Origin of the sequence: Parafrankia irregularis, from assembly GCF_001536285.1 — a bacterium.
Taxonomy (GTDB): Bacteria; Actinomycetota; Actinomycetes; order Frankiales; family Frankiaceae; genus Parafrankia; species Parafrankia irregularis.
Genome location: NZ_FAOZ01000020.1, coordinates 56,591 through 70,792, shown reverse-complemented (window position 1 = coordinate 70,792; position 14,202 = coordinate 56,591). Strand labels below are relative to the sequence as shown.

11 protein-coding genes are annotated in these 14,202 nt (G+C 71.4%); 9 read left to right on the top strand and 2 right to left on the bottom strand.

The features are described from left to right. Positions 1–39 precede the first annotated feature (39 nt). The 8 genes from AWX74_RS25245 (at position 40) to AWX74_RS25210 (ending at position 9,003) form a co-directional block, all read left to right on the top strand. Positions 40–1,395 (top strand): ROK family protein, encoded by a 1,356-nt coding sequence (locus AWX74_RS25245; RefSeq protein WP_091281835.1) that lies wholly within the window; start codon positions 40–42, stop codon positions 1,393–1,395. 224 nt (positions 1,396–1,619) lie between these two features. Further along, positions 1,620–2,549 carry a TauD/TfdA dioxygenase family protein gene (locus AWX74_RS25240; RefSeq protein WP_091282009.1) on the top strand — a complete coding sequence of 310 codons (930 nt, stop codon included), beginning with the start codon at positions 1,620–1,622 and terminating at the stop codon, positions 2,547–2,549. Positions 2,550–2,781: 232 nt separating this feature from the next. Next, complete coding sequence (locus tag AWX74_RS25235) at positions 2,782–3,816, top strand: PhnD/SsuA/transferrin family substrate-binding protein (RefSeq protein ID WP_091281832.1); 1,035 nt, start codon at positions 2,782–2,784, stop codon at positions 3,814–3,816. Positions 3,817–3,856: 40 nt separating this feature from the next. Continuing rightward, a complete protein-coding gene (locus tag AWX74_RS25230) occupies positions 3,857–4,924 on the top strand; it encodes an ABC transporter permease (RefSeq protein WP_091281831.1) in 1,068 nt (355 codons plus the stop codon). Beyond that, complete coding sequence (locus AWX74_RS25225) at positions 4,897–5,688, top strand: ABC transporter ATP-binding protein (protein WP_091281829.1); 792 nt, start codon at positions 4,897–4,899, stop codon at positions 5,686–5,688. Before AWX74_RS25230 ends, AWX74_RS25225 begins: the two co-directional genes overlap by 28 nt. Positions 5,689–5,778: 90 nt before the next feature. Beyond that, positions 5,779–6,456: a DUF4232 domain-containing protein gene (locus AWX74_RS25220; RefSeq protein WP_091281828.1), complete on the top strand. Its 678-nt coding sequence runs from the start codon at positions 5,779–5,781 to the stop codon at positions 6,454–6,456. Positions 6,457–6,655: 199 nt separating this feature from the next. Then, positions 6,656–8,035: a WS/DGAT domain-containing protein gene (locus AWX74_RS25215; protein WP_091282006.1), complete on the top strand. Its 1,380-nt coding sequence runs from the start codon at positions 6,656–6,658 to the stop codon at positions 8,033–8,035. Continuing rightward, positions 8,008–9,003 (top strand): CE1 family esterase, encoded by a 996-nt coding sequence (locus AWX74_RS25210; RefSeq protein WP_091281825.1) that lies wholly within the window; start codon positions 8,008–8,010, stop codon positions 9,001–9,003. The genes AWX74_RS25215 and AWX74_RS25210 overlap by 28 nt, the downstream gene beginning before the upstream one ends. Positions 9,004–9,072: 69 nt before the next feature. Here the strand turns inward: AWX74_RS25210 and mptB are convergent, their stop codons facing one another. After that, entirely contained in the window at positions 9,073–11,259 is a 2,187-nt protein-coding gene (mptB, locus tag AWX74_RS40190; RefSeq protein ID WP_207550413.1) for a polyprenol phosphomannose-dependent alpha 1,6 mannosyltransferase MptB, read from the bottom strand. A 148-nt stretch (positions 11,260–11,407) separates the two neighbouring features. Further along, positions 11,408–12,121: a TetR/AcrR family transcriptional regulator gene (locus AWX74_RS25195; RefSeq protein ID WP_076829624.1), complete on the bottom strand. Its 714-nt coding sequence runs from the start codon at positions 12,119–12,121 to the stop codon at positions 11,408–11,410. Positions 12,122–12,234: 113 nt separating this feature from the next. On the opposite strand from AWX74_RS25195, the gene AWX74_RS25190 reads away from it, so the two are divergent. Next, positions 12,235–14,166, top strand: a complete 1,932-nt coding sequence (locus AWX74_RS25190) for an MFS transporter (RefSeq protein ID WP_226931234.1) — start codon at positions 12,235–12,237, stop codon at positions 14,164–14,166. Positions 14,167–14,202: the final 36 nt, after the last annotated feature.

Below are 14,202 nucleotides of genomic sequence, written 5' to 3'. Positions count from 1 at the left end.
CGTCCTTGCAGGGGACGACACGCGCGTAGGAGGTTCCCCGTGCCCGGTCCGCGCACGAGCTCACCCGCGACGAACCAGCCCGTTGCCAGCTCCGACATCCCGGACACCGGCCGCGACGGCCATCGGCCGCGCGATCGGTCGCGGGGGTCGGGCTCGGCCGCCGCGGTCCTGCGTGCGGTGCTCGACCATGGCCCGGTCGCCCGGAGCTTCATCGGCGCGGCGACCGGGCTCAGTCCCGCGGCGGTGTCCCGGCAGACGGCGGACCTGATCTCGCTGGGTGTGCTGCGGGAGCTGCCAGCCGCGGCCTGCGGGCCACGTGCGGGCCGGCCGAGCGTGCCGATCGACGTCGACACCGACACGCATCTCGCCTGCGGTGTTCACATCGCCGTCCCCATCCTCACCTTCGGCCTGGTGGACCTGCGGGGCCGGACCGTGGCCAGGGAGGAGCTGCCGCACAGCGGTGACGCCGCCGAGCTGATCACCCTCATCGCGCGTGGTCTGCCGCGGTTCCTTCAGCGGCATGCCGGCCGCCGCCGGGTGCTGGGTCTCGGTGTGGTGACCGGAGGCCACGTCGATGGCCGGACCGGCACCGTTGTCGAGCATGAGCCGCTGGGCTGGCGCAACCTCCAGCTGGGACCGCTGCTGGCGGCCCGCACCGGTCTGCCGGTCCGGGTCGACAGCCACGCGCACGCACTGGCCGAGGCCGAGATCCTCTTCGGTGGGCCTCGTGCCCGGTCCAGCCTCGTCCACCTGTTCGTGGGCAACGTGGTGGACGCCGCGATCGCGACCGAGGGTGTGGTCCACCGTGGCCTGCGCTCGGCCGCCGGGGGAGTGGCGCACCTGCCGGTTCCCGGTGCGCGACAGCCCTGCCCGTGCGGGGAGCGTGGCTGCGCGCAGGCGTCGCTGTCCGACCGCGCGCTGCTCGCGAGGGCGGTCGAGCGCGGGATCCTGCCGCGACCGGACCCGATGCTGCTCCAACAGGCGGTCGCGGCGGGCGAACCGGCGGCGGTCGAGCTGGTACGCCGCCGGCTCGGTGGCATCGCCAAGGTGGTCGCGACCCTTCTGGACATGCTCGATCCGGAGCTGCTGGTGCTGACCGAGCTGGGAGTGCTTTTCCAGCCCGCGCTGCTGCCGGACCTGTTCGAGGAGATCGCCGCGCATTCCCGTTCGTGCCGGGATCCGGAGCCAGTCGTGCGGCCCAGCAGCTTCGGGGCGGACGTGCTCGCGGTCGCGGCGACGGCGGCCGTGCTGAACTCCGTGCACCGAAGCCCGCGGACGCTGGACGCATTCTCGCGCCATCCAGTTCTCGCGGCCGGGGCGGCCGGGGTAGCTGGGGTGGCCGGGGTAGCTGGTGGGGCTGTACCCGGTCGTTTCCCGGAAGCGGCGCTGAAATAATTCCATTCGATCAGAAAACATTGACCAGCGTTGTCCGGTCATCTGATGATGAATCGGCGGGATAGTTCGCCCCGGAAGGGGTCGGCAGGCCCGCTCCAGGGTGTCGGTCGATAATTTCTCGGTGTCTTTCCGGGATCTGGCCGAGTGATGTGACGTGCCTTTCCTGTGTGCGTTCCCCTGGAATTCCGTGTTAGCTTCCGCTCGCCGAGAGGGTGAATGTGCAGATGGCTGGAGCCGTCCAGAGCATCGGTATCGACGTCAGGCCGTTGTCGGGGTACACCGGAGCGGAGATCCACGGGGTCGATCTGCGGGAGGATCTCGATGACGCGACCATCGCCGAGATCCGTTCCGCCCTGCTGACCTGGAAGGTGGTCTTCTTCCGCGACCAGCACCTGGACCACGCGCAGCAGGTGGCCTTCGGCCGGCGGTTCGGCCGGCTCACCGCGGCGCACCCGCACGAGACCGAGCCGCCCGCGGGTCACCCGGAGATCCTTCCGATCGACAGCCGGCGGTACGCGAAGCTTTTCGGTGACCGGCGGAAGGCCACCTACGACAACGGGTGGCACACCGACGTCACCGCGCTGGTCAACCCGCCGGCCGGCTCGATCCTGCGTGCCGACATCGTGCCGCCCTACGGCGGGGACACGGCGTGGACGAACCTGGTCGCGGCCTACCAGTCGCTTCCGGAGCCGCTGCGGGTGCTGGCCGACAGCCTGCGGGCCCGGCACAGCTTCAGCCTGCCGATCTTCGAGGGCGGCGAGTACGGAAGGCGGATCCAGTCGAACCCCCTGGTGGCGATTCACCCGGTGGTGCGAGTGCATCCGGAGACCGGTGAGCGCGCGCTTTTCGTGAGCCCGAGCTTCACCGCCCGCGACAACGACATCATCGGCCTTTCGCCCCGCCAGAGCCACCGTGTTCTCGAGCTGTTCTACGAGCAGATCTCGCGGCCGGAGTTCACCGTGCGATTCAAGTGGAACCCCGGCGATGTCGCGTTCTGGGACAATCGGGCCACGGCCCATCTCGGTCCGTCCGACCTCAGTCACCTCGAGTTCGACCGTGTTCTCTACCGGGTGACCATCGAAGGTGATGTTCCGGTCGGCGTCGACGGGCAGGAGTCCGAACTGGTCGCCGGGCAGCCGTTCCTCGGCAGCTGAACCGCCGCAGGCCGTACCCGCAACGGGTGCGGCCTGCGCCGGCGGCGCCTGACCCGTGCGCCACCGCCCCCCGCCGCCCCTTTTCTGCTGTTTCCTCGACGCCTTTCTCCACTGCTTTCCTTCGGCGCGTCGTCCTCCGTCCTCCCTCCTCCCGCCCTTCATCTCTCTGCATCGTCTGCCTGGCCGTCGGTATCGAACAGGTGCCGACGGCTCCTTTCACCTGGAGACATTCATGCGCCATCGACGGATCCGCTGGCGGTGGCCGGTGCTGGCCCAGGCCGGCCTGGTCGCCGTTCTCGCCTTCGGCCTCGCCGCCTGCGGTGGGGACGACGGCGGTTCCACCGGTTCCAGCGGGTCCGCCGGTGGAACCGCCGGAACGCTGCGTATCGGTGACCAGAGCAAGTCGCTGGAGCTGCCGATCACCCTGTCCGGCCAGGGGCAGGGGACGTCCTACAAGCTCAACTGGAACAACTTCGCGGACGGGCCGCACATGAATGCCGCCTTCAGCGCGGACCGACTCGATGTCGGTTTCATGGGCGACACCCCGGTGCTGTTCGCGAACGCCTCGGATGCCGGCGTGGTCGCCGTGGCCGTCTCGGAGTCGTCCGTGAACTCCCAGACCATCTTCGTGCCGAAGGACTCGGACATCCGAGACCTCGCCGGTCTGAAGGGGAAGCGGATCGCGTTCACCCAGGGCACTTCGCTGCACGGCTATCTGCTCAACCAGCTCGCCTCGGTCGGGCTGGACCAGGACGATGTCAAGGTCGTGAACGTTCCGGCCGCGAGCATTGGTGCCACGTTCGCCTCCGGCGAGGCGGACGCGGTGGTCTACGTCCGCCAGTTCGGCGCCGCACTCGGTCCAGACGCACGTGAGCTGAAGACCAGCCCACTTCCGCAGTACTCAGTGCTGCTCGCGGCCAAGGACGCGCTCGCCGACCCGGCCCGCCGCGCCGCGGTGACGGACTTCGTGCTCCGCCTCTCCCGCGCCTCGACCTGGCCCAAGGACCATCCGGACGAGTGGGTGCAGAAGTACTACGTCGAGACGCTCAAGCAGGATCCGAAGGCTTCGCGCACCTTCTTCGACAGCCTGCCCAGAACCAGGTACACGCCTGTCTCCGACTCCTTCATCGAGAGCCAGCGGGTGCAGGCGAAGCTGCTTTCCGCCGTCGGTGAGCTGCCGACCTCGCTGAGCGTCGACAACGAGATCGACAAGGATTTCAACCTGGAGCTGCGGGACGCGTTCACCGCCGCGAGCCTGCCGCTGTGAACGGCGATCGGCCGGGTACCCGGGCGCCGGCGAGCACCGGATGGAGGACTCCGTGACCGAAGTGATCAGCGAGGCCGTCCCGCGCGTGGTCGACCGGTCTGCCGGATCCGCGGACCGTGACCGGGCTGGCGACGGTGCCCGTGACATCGGCGGCATGGGGGTTACGGCCCCGGGGGAGACGATCGCGGACGTGGCGGCCACGGACGGGGCCACGGACGGGGCCACGGGCGCGGACGGGGTCACGGGCGCGGACGGGGTCACGGGCGCGGCCCCGTCCGCGGCGGTGCGGCTGGTCTCCGCGTTGGAGGATCCGACCGGGAAACGCCACCGTGCGCGGCGCGCGCGGAGGATTCCGCCCTGGACCCGCCGGCTCGCCGGCCCGGCGCTGCTGCTCGTCGCCTGGTCGCTCGCGACCGGCCTGAACCTGGTCGGTGACCGTGAGCTGGCCCCACCAGGCGCCGTGGTCGGCGCGGCGCGGGAGCTGTGGAGCTCGGGCGAGCTCGCGGACAACCTCGCCACCTCCCTGTTCAGGGTGGCCTGGGGTCTGCTGATCGGAGTGGGTCTCGGGCTCGCGCTCGCCGTGGTCGCCGGATTCTTCCGGTTCGGCGAGGACGTCGTCGATTCCGCGATGAACTTCCTGCGCGCGATTCCGGTCATCGCGCTGCTGCCCCTGATCATCGTCTGGATCGGGATCGGCGAAGAGGCGAAGATCTTCCTGATCACGGTCGGTGTGACCTTCCCGATCTATATGAACACCTTCGCGGCGATCCGTGGTGTGGACATCAAGCTTGTCGAGGCGGGAAGGGCCTTCGGGCTCAGCCGCACCGGCCTGATCCGGCGGGTGATCATCCCGGGCGCCCTCCCGGGTTTCCTGGTCGGCCTTCGCTGGTCGATGGGTGTCGCCTGGCTGCTCGTGGTGTTCGCGGAACAGGTCAACACCGACTCCGGAATCGGCTATCTGCTCAACCGCGCCCAGGGCTGGAACCGGACCGACATCATGGTTCTCTGCCTGGTCATCTACGGAATTCTCGGCCTGCTCTGCGACGGCATCGTCCGTGTCCTGGAAAGGAGCCTGTTGTCATGGCGACGCGGATTCACGGGGACCTGACCGCGGCCGAGGACACCGACACCGGCACCGACCGGGGGATCGCGGACGGCACCGGCGCGGCGGTGCGGGTACGCGGGCTGACCCGGGCGTTCGGTTCCCGTGCGGTCCTCGACGGCCTCGACCTCACCATCGCACCCGGCGAGTTCGTCGCCCTGCTGGGGCGCAGCGGGTCGGGCAAGAGCACGCTGTTGCGGGTTCTCGGTGGCTTCGACGACGAGGTCACCGGCGAGGTGCTGGTCGCGCGCCGGCGGGCGGTGGTCTTCCAGGAGCCCCGGCTGCTGCCGTGGACCCGAGTGCTCGCCAACGTCATCCTGGGCCTGAAGGGGCCCGGTGCGGCCGAGCGCGGGCGGGCCGCGCTCGAGGAGGTGGGCCTGGGCGGCCGAGAACGCTCGTGGCCGGTGACGCTGTCCGGCGGTGAGGCGCAGCGGGTGGCGCTCGCCCGAGCGCTGGTCCGTGAACCGGATCTGGTCATGCTGGACGAGCCGTTCGGCGCCCTGGACGCCCTGACCCGGATCCGGATGCACGCTCTGCTGCACGAGCTGTGCACCCGGCATCAGCCCGCCGTGCTGTTCGTGACGCACGACGTCGACGAGGCGGTCCTGCTGGCCGACCGGATCCTGGTCCTCTCCGAGGGCCGGCTGTCGTTCGAGGCCTCGGTCGAGCTGGCTGCGCCGCGGCTGCGAACAGATCCGGCCTTCGCCGCGCTGCGCTCCCGGCTGCTGGCCGAGCTGGGCGTCCGCGAGCTGGCCGACGCCACGCACTGACCGTCAGACGCTGACGGTCAGGCGCCGACCGCCGGGCGCGGATGGTCACGCGCCGACTCGGCGGTCCACAAGCAGGGTAGGCAGGTCTGCATGCGCACCCCACCAGGCAGGCCTGCCCGTCTCCGCCTCGTCGCCATGCTGTCGCTGGCTGTGTCGATTGCCGCGTCCGTCGCCGGTTGCGGGGACGCGGGTAGCTCGACCGACAGCGCGAGCGCCTCCGTACCGACCTCCCCGGGTGCCTCCGCCGCGGTGTCGGGGCCGGCACTGACACCGCCGCCGACGTCGAGCGTGGCCGCTACGGCACCCTCGACCAGTGCTTCGACTGCCGCTTCGGGCGGTGTGCCGGCGTGTGCCGCGGCAGGTCTCACCGCCGCCGTGGACGATCTTCAGGGAGCGGCGGGTCACATCTACGGCCGGATCGTGCTCACGAACACGGGTTCGGCCCCGTGCGTCGTCGCCGGGTTCCCAGGCGTCTCCGTGGTGGATGAGGCGGGACGCCAGATAGGCGCGGCGGCTGACCGGAACGGGCCGTCAGGTGCCCCCGTCACCCTGGCCCCGGGCGGGCGCGCCGGCGCGACCCTGGCCATCACGCAGCCCGGCCTGCTCCCCGGCTGTGAAAGCACCGACGAGACGACCCGGGGAACCCGGCTGCGCGTCTACCCGCCCGGCAACCGGGCCAGCCTGCTGGCGGCGGTTCCCGGCGGTGTCCAGACCTGCCGTGATCCGGCGGTCCATCAGCTCGCCGTGAGTGCTTTCGAGCCGGTCTGAGGTATCCATTGATGCGGGCCTGATTCGGGGCGGGGCGGGCGGCGCTCCGAGATCCGCCTGTGGGTAGGCGGGAGCTTTTCGCCCGAGTGAGGCCGGAAGGGGTTGTCGGCTCGCCCGGCACGGTGCCGCGGGTTACCTTTCCGGATGGTCTCCTGTCACCGGATCGCGAGTTCGCCCGCGGAGAGCGAGCGTGGAGCCGATGGACCGCATTCGCCTTCTCAATGCTTTCGACACCGCACTGCTCGAATACCAGCTGCTGCACGCGGATGTACCGATAAACGTCAACTGCCTGCTGCTGGGGAAGGGCCCGGCGCCTGATATCGGGGTGGTGCGGGGCTGGGTGGCCGAGCGGCTGCGCCGGTTCCCGCTGCTCACCGAGCGGCTGGTCTGCGTGCCCGGTCGCCGGGCTCGCTATGGCTGGCGGGCCGACCCGGATGTCGATCTGAACCACCTTGTCCGGGAACACCCGGTGTTCCCGCCTGCCCCCACGGCCTCCGTGGCATCCCCGGCCTCAGCAGGTGGCGTGGGGGGCCTGGGCGCCGGGCCGGGGTTCGGCGGAACCGCGCTGCATGACTTCGTGGCGCGACGCAGTGACGAGGTCGTGTCGATGGCTGGTCCGCCCTGGCAGCTCTGGCTGCTGCGGTCCGCCGACGACACCGAGTTCGCCCTGCTCTACCGGGCGAGCCACATCCAACAGGACGGCACCGCGAAGAACCTCGTTCTGTCGGCGCTGTTCGGGGTCGGCTCCGATCCGATGGCGTTCGTGCCGCCGCAGCGTCGGGAGGCGGGGCGGACCCGGTCGAGGGAGGTCGGCGCCGCGGTCGCCCGCTCGTTGCAGTGGCTGGCGCCGACGACCGGGCCGGCCTCGTTCGCCGCGCCCTGGCTCGGGCGGACGATCCACGGCTGGGAGACGACCTCCCTGTCGCTCCTCCGTTCGATCGGGACTCCCGTCGGCGGGACGGTCAACGACGTGTTCCTCGCGGCACTGGCCGGTGCGTTGCGGCGCTGGCCGGGTACCGGCAGGGCCGCGGTGGGCCTGCCGGTGGCGATGGCGGTCAGCACCCGCCAGCCTGGGGAGCGCGCGATGCTCGCGAACTTCGTGGCGGGCGCGCGGATCGTCCTGCCGTGTGCCGAGGAGCTGCCCCTTGATCGGCTGCTGGCCGTCCGAGACCGGACGGATCGCCTCAAACAAGGCGGAACGCTCGGGGTAGGCGAGCGGCTGCTCTTCGAGTTCCTGCCGGCCCGGATCCGGCCCCGCCTCTTCGACGCCGGGCTGAGTGGACGCTCCTCCCTGCTGTCGGTCTCGAACCAGGCCGGCGCGCCCGGCCCGCTCGCCCTCGCCGGCCAGCCGATCACGACGGCGGTGCCCATTCCGACGCTGTTCCCGGGGCAGCGGCTCGCCTGCCACCTCAGCGGCCTCGGTGACGCCGTCAGCGTGGGCACCGCGGCGGACGCCGGCCTTCCCGGGGCCGGTGACCTCGCCCGCCTGTGGGTGGAGGAGGTCGGGCTGCTCGACGACGCCGTCCGGGCCCTGCTCGCAGGCAGCGGGCAGTGGACGGCGAACGGGCCGGCGCGGTGACTGCCGCGCGCTGGTCGCGGGCCGCGACGACGCCGGCCGCGGCCGTGCTGATCACGCCGACGCTGATCGCGGCCTTGCTGGCCGCGATGGCGCTGGTCGCCGGCTGCCTTCCGCCGCCGTCGGCCCGGGCCGACGGTCCCAACCGAGGCGCACCCGGAGATCATGTCGTCCGGCTGTGGCATGCGGGCATCGAACGGTGGGCCGTGGTGCATGTTCCGCCCACGGCTGGCGGCGGTCCGCGGCCGGCGCTGTTCCATTTTCCCGGCATGTTCGAGACCCCGCGGACAGCGGACGACTCCGCTCGGCTGACGTCCTTCGCGGACAAGGCGGGGTACCTGCTGGTGATCCCCGCGCACGAGGGGGTCGGCTGGCAGGGCGTTCCGGGCGGTGAGAACACGGCGACCGCGGATGATCCCGGCTTCATCCGTGCGCTGACCGATCTCGTGGTCGACGGCTACGGCGCCGATCCGTCCCGGTTGTACGCCTCGGGGATGAGCAACGGCGGGCTGTTCGCCCAGGCCCTGGCCTGCCAGCGGTCCACTCGGTTCGCGGCGTTCGCCGTCGTGGCCGGGTCGGCGCCCCGGGTGGGCTGCCCGGCCGGGTCCACCGGCCAGCCGCCCCGGACCCCGATGCTGGTGATCCACGGCCGGGACGACAAGATCATAAAGTATTCCCAGGCCGAGGCCGGAGCCCGGTACTGGGCGCTGGTGGACGGCTGCGCTGACACCACCGTCGACACCCCGCTCGCCGACCGGCGTCCCGGCGACGGCACGACGGTGGTCCGGCATGACTTCACGGGCTGTTCGCCGGCCGCTCCGGTGGTTCTCTTCGAGGTGGTGGGCGGCGGTCACATCTGGCCTGGCGGAGTCCCGATGTTCGCGGCGGCGGTTCTCGGGCGCGACACCGGTGATCTGGACGCGAACGACGAGATCTGGCGCTTTGTGGCGCGTTTCAGGCTGCCCGCCTGATCAATCGGGCAGACCACGGGCAGATCACACATACGCTGCGAACGAGGGCGAATCCATCCGCCACGTCGATCAGGCTGATGGGATCTGCCCGTTGCCTGCCGGTCGCCCGCGGTCTGTTCGCCTGATCGCCGAAAGGAACCGTTCTCGATGATGGCAGTCGTGGGAATCACCGGCCACCGCGCCCTTTCGCCCGCCGTCGAGAAGTACACGGTCGCGCGGACCCGTCGGCTGCTCAGTCGCTATCCGTCCGGGGACCTCGTCGGGGTGAGCTGCCTGGCCGAGGGGACCGACAGCATGTTCGCCGATCTGGTGCTCAGCCTCGGCGGTCAGCTCGTCGTGGTCGTGCCCGCCGGCAACTACCGCGACTTCCTGCCCCCGGAGCACCGACCCGTGTACGACCGGCTGTGCGTCGCGGCCAGCCGGGTCGGGAAGCCGCTGGCGCCGGAGGTTGACCTGGAGGCGTTGATGAGCGCCAGCAGGGCGCTGGTCGACGAGGTGGACGAGCTCATCGCGGTCTGGGACGGTGAGCCCGCGCGAGGCTACGCGGGCACGGGTGACGTCGTCGCCTACGCGCGGAGCAGAAACAAGACGGTCCATGTCGTCTGGCCCGCCGGGGTGACCCGGGACTGACCGCCCCGGGGCAGCCGGCCAGCCCGCGGTGCCCGCGGTGCGCTGCCTGAACGCGATGACGAGCGCCGCTGCCGTGACATAGCCGGTGACCGCCACGACGGGTCCGTTGGAGCGCACCCATCTCAGCATCTCGGGGTGGTCGGCCAGTAGCAGTGAGCATTGTTGGAGCGCGAGGAACGAGCCGGCGAGGGTCGTGCCCAGCACGACCAGACGGTTGCGCCCGGTCGGCGCGATGGCCAGCAGGATGAGGCCCCACACCAGATACCAGGGATGAAGCACCGGTCCGAGCAGGGCGAGGGTGAGCATCGCCCAGCCCGCGGTGTCGGCCACGGGCCGGGACGAGATGGTGACGAACAGCCTGGCGATGATCAGGGCGCAGGCGGCGAGAGCGAGAGCCTGGGAGAGGCTCAGCAGATGGTCCGGTGTCCGTGGGGCACCGGCGGCATCCAGGATCCGGCCGAGGATGTGGGCGAGGATGCTGGTGGGCGAGTACCCGGTGGGCACGGTCGTGGGTGTCGCGGCCGATCGAAGCCAGCCGAGACCGTCGGGCACGAGAGCCGCGAAGCCCGCCGTCGCGAGCAGGACCACGGCGACATCGCACAGCGCGGTGCGAAGCCGCCGCGCCAGCGGCGGTGCCTCCGTCGCCTCGCCGGCTGTGGGTGTCGCTGGTGTCGCCGGTGTGTCGGCTGCCACGGGTGTGGGGGGTGTGGGGGGTGTGGCCGGTGGGTGGCCGCGCGGGCGCGGCTCGGGGGCGAGCTGCCAGGCGACCACCGCCGCGGCTGCCAGCGCCGCCGGCCATTTCACGGCCGCGGCCGCGGCCAGCAACACCAGGCCCAGGGTGCGCCGGCCACGCCGGATGGCCACCAGGCCGATCACCACCAGGGCCATCATGATCGCTTCAAGGTGGATGGCGCCGAGAAGCTGGAACAGCACGATGGGGTTCCCGACCGCCAGCACCAGGCTCTCCGCTCGCCGCTGGGGTGCGGCGAGCGCGAGCACACCCGCGGCGACCAGCGCGACACCGGCCAGGGTGAGCAGGCGCAGCACCACCACCGCACCGATCAGACTTCCTCCGGTGAGGGTGTGCACCGCCCGGAACACGGCCAGCGCCAACGGCCCGTACGGTGCCAGCGACGATCGCCACAGCGGGTCGACCGCCGTGATCTGAGGACTGCCGAGCGGCAGCGCGACCGGTGCCGTGCTGTAGGGGTCGAGGCTGGTGGCGAGCATCATTCCGTGCGCCGCGTAGCTGTAGACGTCCAGGCTGAGGATGGGTGGGCCGAAGGTGACCGGCACCATCCAGAGGGCGAGGAGTACCAGGCCGGCCCGCGCGGACAGGCGGTGCGACTCGGCGAGGACGTACGCCCGTACCCAGGCCGCGAGCGTGAGCGCGATCCCGCCGATGAGCAGAGCCGGCAGCACCGACATCGAGTCGGTGCTCACCGGGTTGAGCAGCCCGCCCCAGGTCGTCGGCGGTTCGGCCAGCGGCTGCCGTGCCAGGCGCCCGCCGGTGGCCACGACCAGGCAGGAACCGACCAGGCCGAGGAACGCCACGCCGGCCAGCCGGGGGCGCCCGGGTCGCTCGCGAGTGCTGCCGCGCGCCTGCGCCCGGCGCGCGGCCCGCATCGATGACACGGAGCGTGCCGGTAAGAACGCCCAGGCAGGCACAAGGTCCAGATTAGGCCGATCAAGATGACGCCCCGGCTAAGTCGCCGCGAACACAACCGCTCGCGGGGCTGCCGGTCAGGGAGACCGCCGGATTGAGGTACCGGGTTCAGGCGTCGGGCTGGTAGGTCCGTTCGATTCCGTCGAGCAGCCAGGTCAGCGCCTGCTCGAACCGCTTCGCCGCGAAGGGGGAGCTCTCGGCCAGCACCCGGGCGAGGTGGGGGAACTCGCCCGAGGCGAGGAGCGCGCGCAGCGTGGGGTCGGCGTTGATCCGGCGACGCAGACCACAATGTGGCCGCGGAACGTCGGCCCCGATGGCCCGGGCCGCCAGCTCCTGCGTGGCGCACCCGATGACCAGGTCGTCCACCGCGTGGATGATGGTGCGCTGCGCGGTGGGATCGTCGGTGATCTCGGCCGCGATCGTCAGTACCTGCTCCATGTGGCGGAGCCTGTTGGGCCCGAGGGCGGGGCGCAGCCCGAGCGCGACCGCCCAGGGATGGCGCAGCAGGGATTCGCGGGTCTGCCGCGCGACGCGGGTGAATCCGGTGCGCCAGTCGGGGCCGGTGTCCTCGACGAGGCACTCGGCGAACTGCGCGTCACGCATCAGCACCAGCAGCGTGTCCTTGTCCTGGACGTGGGTGTAGAGCGACATCGTGCCGACGCCGAGGGCGGCGGCCACATTCCGCATGGATACCGCGTCGAGCCCGTCGGAGTCGGCTATCTCCAGCGCCACGGCGACGATCCGCTCCGGGGAGAGGGTGCCGCGTTGCGAGGCCTGCCGTGGGCAGGCGGGCCTGGTCGAACTGACCTCTGCGGTGCTCATCCCCATCCCGCCTCGACGCTCTCCGGAATTCATTTGTGGACGTACAGCGTACGACGTAGGCTCGACCGGTGCACCGTACGGTGTACGGGCACGCGCGGCGGGCGGGAGGCGCAATGACGCAGGACGACGAGGCGGAGACTCGGAGCACCGTGATCGGTGACGAGCCCGAATGCGTGGATTCGTCCTCGGGTGGCGGGCCTGTGGCGGGCGCGGAGCCCGTGGCGGACGCGGCCGAGGGTGTTGGCGTGGCCAAGGGTACGGCGGCATCCGGGGGCATCGGTGCGGCCGAGGGTGCGGGAGCGGCTGACGGTGCCAGCGCGGGCGAGGGCGCCAGCGCTGGCGAGGACACCGGAGCCGTGGAGGCTGCCATCGCGGCTGCGGTTGCCGCGGAAGGCGACCTTGATGCGGCGCAGGGCGATGTCGGTGTGGCCGAGGGCGATGCCGGTGCGGTGGAGCATGCCGGCGGTGCGGTGGAGGGTGCCGGCGGTGCGGTGGAGGGTGCCGGCGGTGCGGTGGAGGGTGCCGGCGCGGGCGACGACGCCGACGCGGGCGTGGTGGCGGCGGAGCGCACCGGTGGCAGCGGTCGCCGGGCGCCGGCCTGGGCCGTGCTCGCTGTGTGCTGCCTGGCCCAGTTCATGGTCGTGCTGGACGTCTCGATCGTGAACGTGGCACTGCCGTCGATGCAGACGGACCTGGGGCTGAGCGCGTCCGGTATGCAGTGGGTGGTCAACGCCTACACCCTCGCGTTCGCAGGTCTGCTGCTGTTCGGCGGGCGTGCCGCGGACCTGTTCGGGCGGCGCAGGACGTTCATCACCGGGCTCGCGGTGTTCACTCTCGCGAGCCTCGCGGGTGGTCTGGCCACCAGCGAGGTCACGCTGATCGTCGCGCGTGCGGTGCAGGGGCTGGGTGGGGCGGTGCTGGCGCCGGCCACCCTGAGCGTGCTGATGACCTCGTTCCCGGATCCGCGGGAGCGGACCCGCGCCCTTGGCATGTGGAGCACGACCGCGGCGGGCGGTGGTGCCCTCGGCGCGTTGGCCGGAGGAGTGCTGACCGAGATCGCGGACTGGCGCTGGGTCTTCTTCGTCAACGTCCCGATCGGGGTGGCGCTGGTCGTCGGGGCGCGGGTGGCGCTCACCGAGTCCCGTGGCCAGGCCCGCGGGGCGAAGGATCTCGACATTCCCGGCACCGTCACCGTCACCGCGGGTCTGGTGGCGTTGGTCTACGGCATCGTGCGCACCGAGTCCAGCAGCTGGGGTTCGCCGGTCACCATCGGCTGCCTGGTCGCCGCCGCGGCCCTGCTCGCCGTCTTCGTGGCCATCGAGGCGCGGACGGCGAACCCACTGGTTCCGCTGGGGGTCTTCCGCCGGCGGGCCCTGCGCTACGCAAACCTGATCATTATGGTCATCGGGACCGTCATGTTCGGGCTGTTCTTCTTCCTCACCCTGTATCTGCAGCGGATCCAGAGTATGGGCCCGCTGGAGGCCGGCCTGGCGATGTTGCCGATGCCGATTATGATCATCTGTGGTTCGCAGCTCAGCTCACGGATCATCGGGCGGTTCGGCCCGCGGCCGCTGATCATTGCGGGTTCGGCGATCGGGGCGCTGAGCATGGGTTGGCTCGGCGGCCTGTCCGCCGGCGGCTCCTACTGGGCGGAGGTCTTCGGGCCACTCGTGCTGATCGGCCTCGGCATGGGCGTGAACATGGTCGCGGTGACCACCGCGGCGACGTCCGGCGTGCCGCCGCAGATCGCCGGCCTGGCCTCGGGGCTACTCAACACCGGCAGGCAGATCGGTGCGGCGGTCGGCCTGGCGGCGCTGACGACCATCGCCGACCATCGCACCGACGGCCGCCTTGCCGCTGGTGTGACGCCGGCCGAGGCGCTGACCTCGGGGTATGCGCTTGGTTTCTGGATCGCTGCCGGACTGCTGATCCTCGCCTGCCTGATCGCGGTGCTTCTACCGAACCACCAGGTGGCGGCCGTCCTGGCCGTCTCCGAGCAGCGCCGCGCCGAGCCCGAGCGGATGGAGGTCGCCGCCGAGGCGTGAGCCGTGCGGCCCGGCCAGGCGCTGTGCGGCCAGGTG

Bases quoted from the DNA above. Each gene is read 5' to 3' on its own strand.
- AWX74_RS25240 (WP_091282009.1), top strand. From the start codon at position 1,620: ATGGCTGGAGCCGTCCAGAGCATCGGTATCGACGTCAGGCCGTTGTCG.
- AWX74_RS25235 (WP_091281832.1), top strand. From the start codon at position 2,782: ATGCGCCATCGACGGATCCGCTGGCGGTGGCCGGTGCTGGCCCAGGCC.
- AWX74_RS25230 (WP_091281831.1), top strand. From the start codon at position 3,857: ATGGAGGACTCCGTGACCGAAGTGATCAGCGAGGCCGTCCCGCGCGTG.
- AWX74_RS25225 (WP_091281829.1), top strand. From the start codon at position 4,897: ATGGCGACGCGGATTCACGGGGACCTGACCGCGGCCGAGGACACCGAC.
- AWX74_RS25220 (WP_091281828.1), top strand. From the start codon at position 5,779: ATGCGCACCCCACCAGGCAGGCCTGCCCGTCTCCGCCTCGTCGCCATG.
- AWX74_RS25215 (WP_091282006.1), top strand. From the start codon at position 6,656: ATGGACCGCATTCGCCTTCTCAATGCTTTCGACACCGCACTGCTCGAA.
- mptB (WP_207550413.1), bottom strand. From the start codon at position 11,259: ATGCGGGCCGCGCGCCGGGCGCAGGCGCGCGGCAGCACTCGCGAGCGA.
- AWX74_RS25195 (WP_076829624.1), bottom strand. From the start codon at position 12,121: ATGAGCACCGCAGAGGTCAGTTCGACCAGGCCCGCCTGCCCACGGCAG.
- AWX74_RS25190 (WP_226931234.1), top strand. From the start codon at position 12,235: ATGACGCAGGACGACGAGGCGGAGACTCGGAGCACCGTGATCGGTGAC.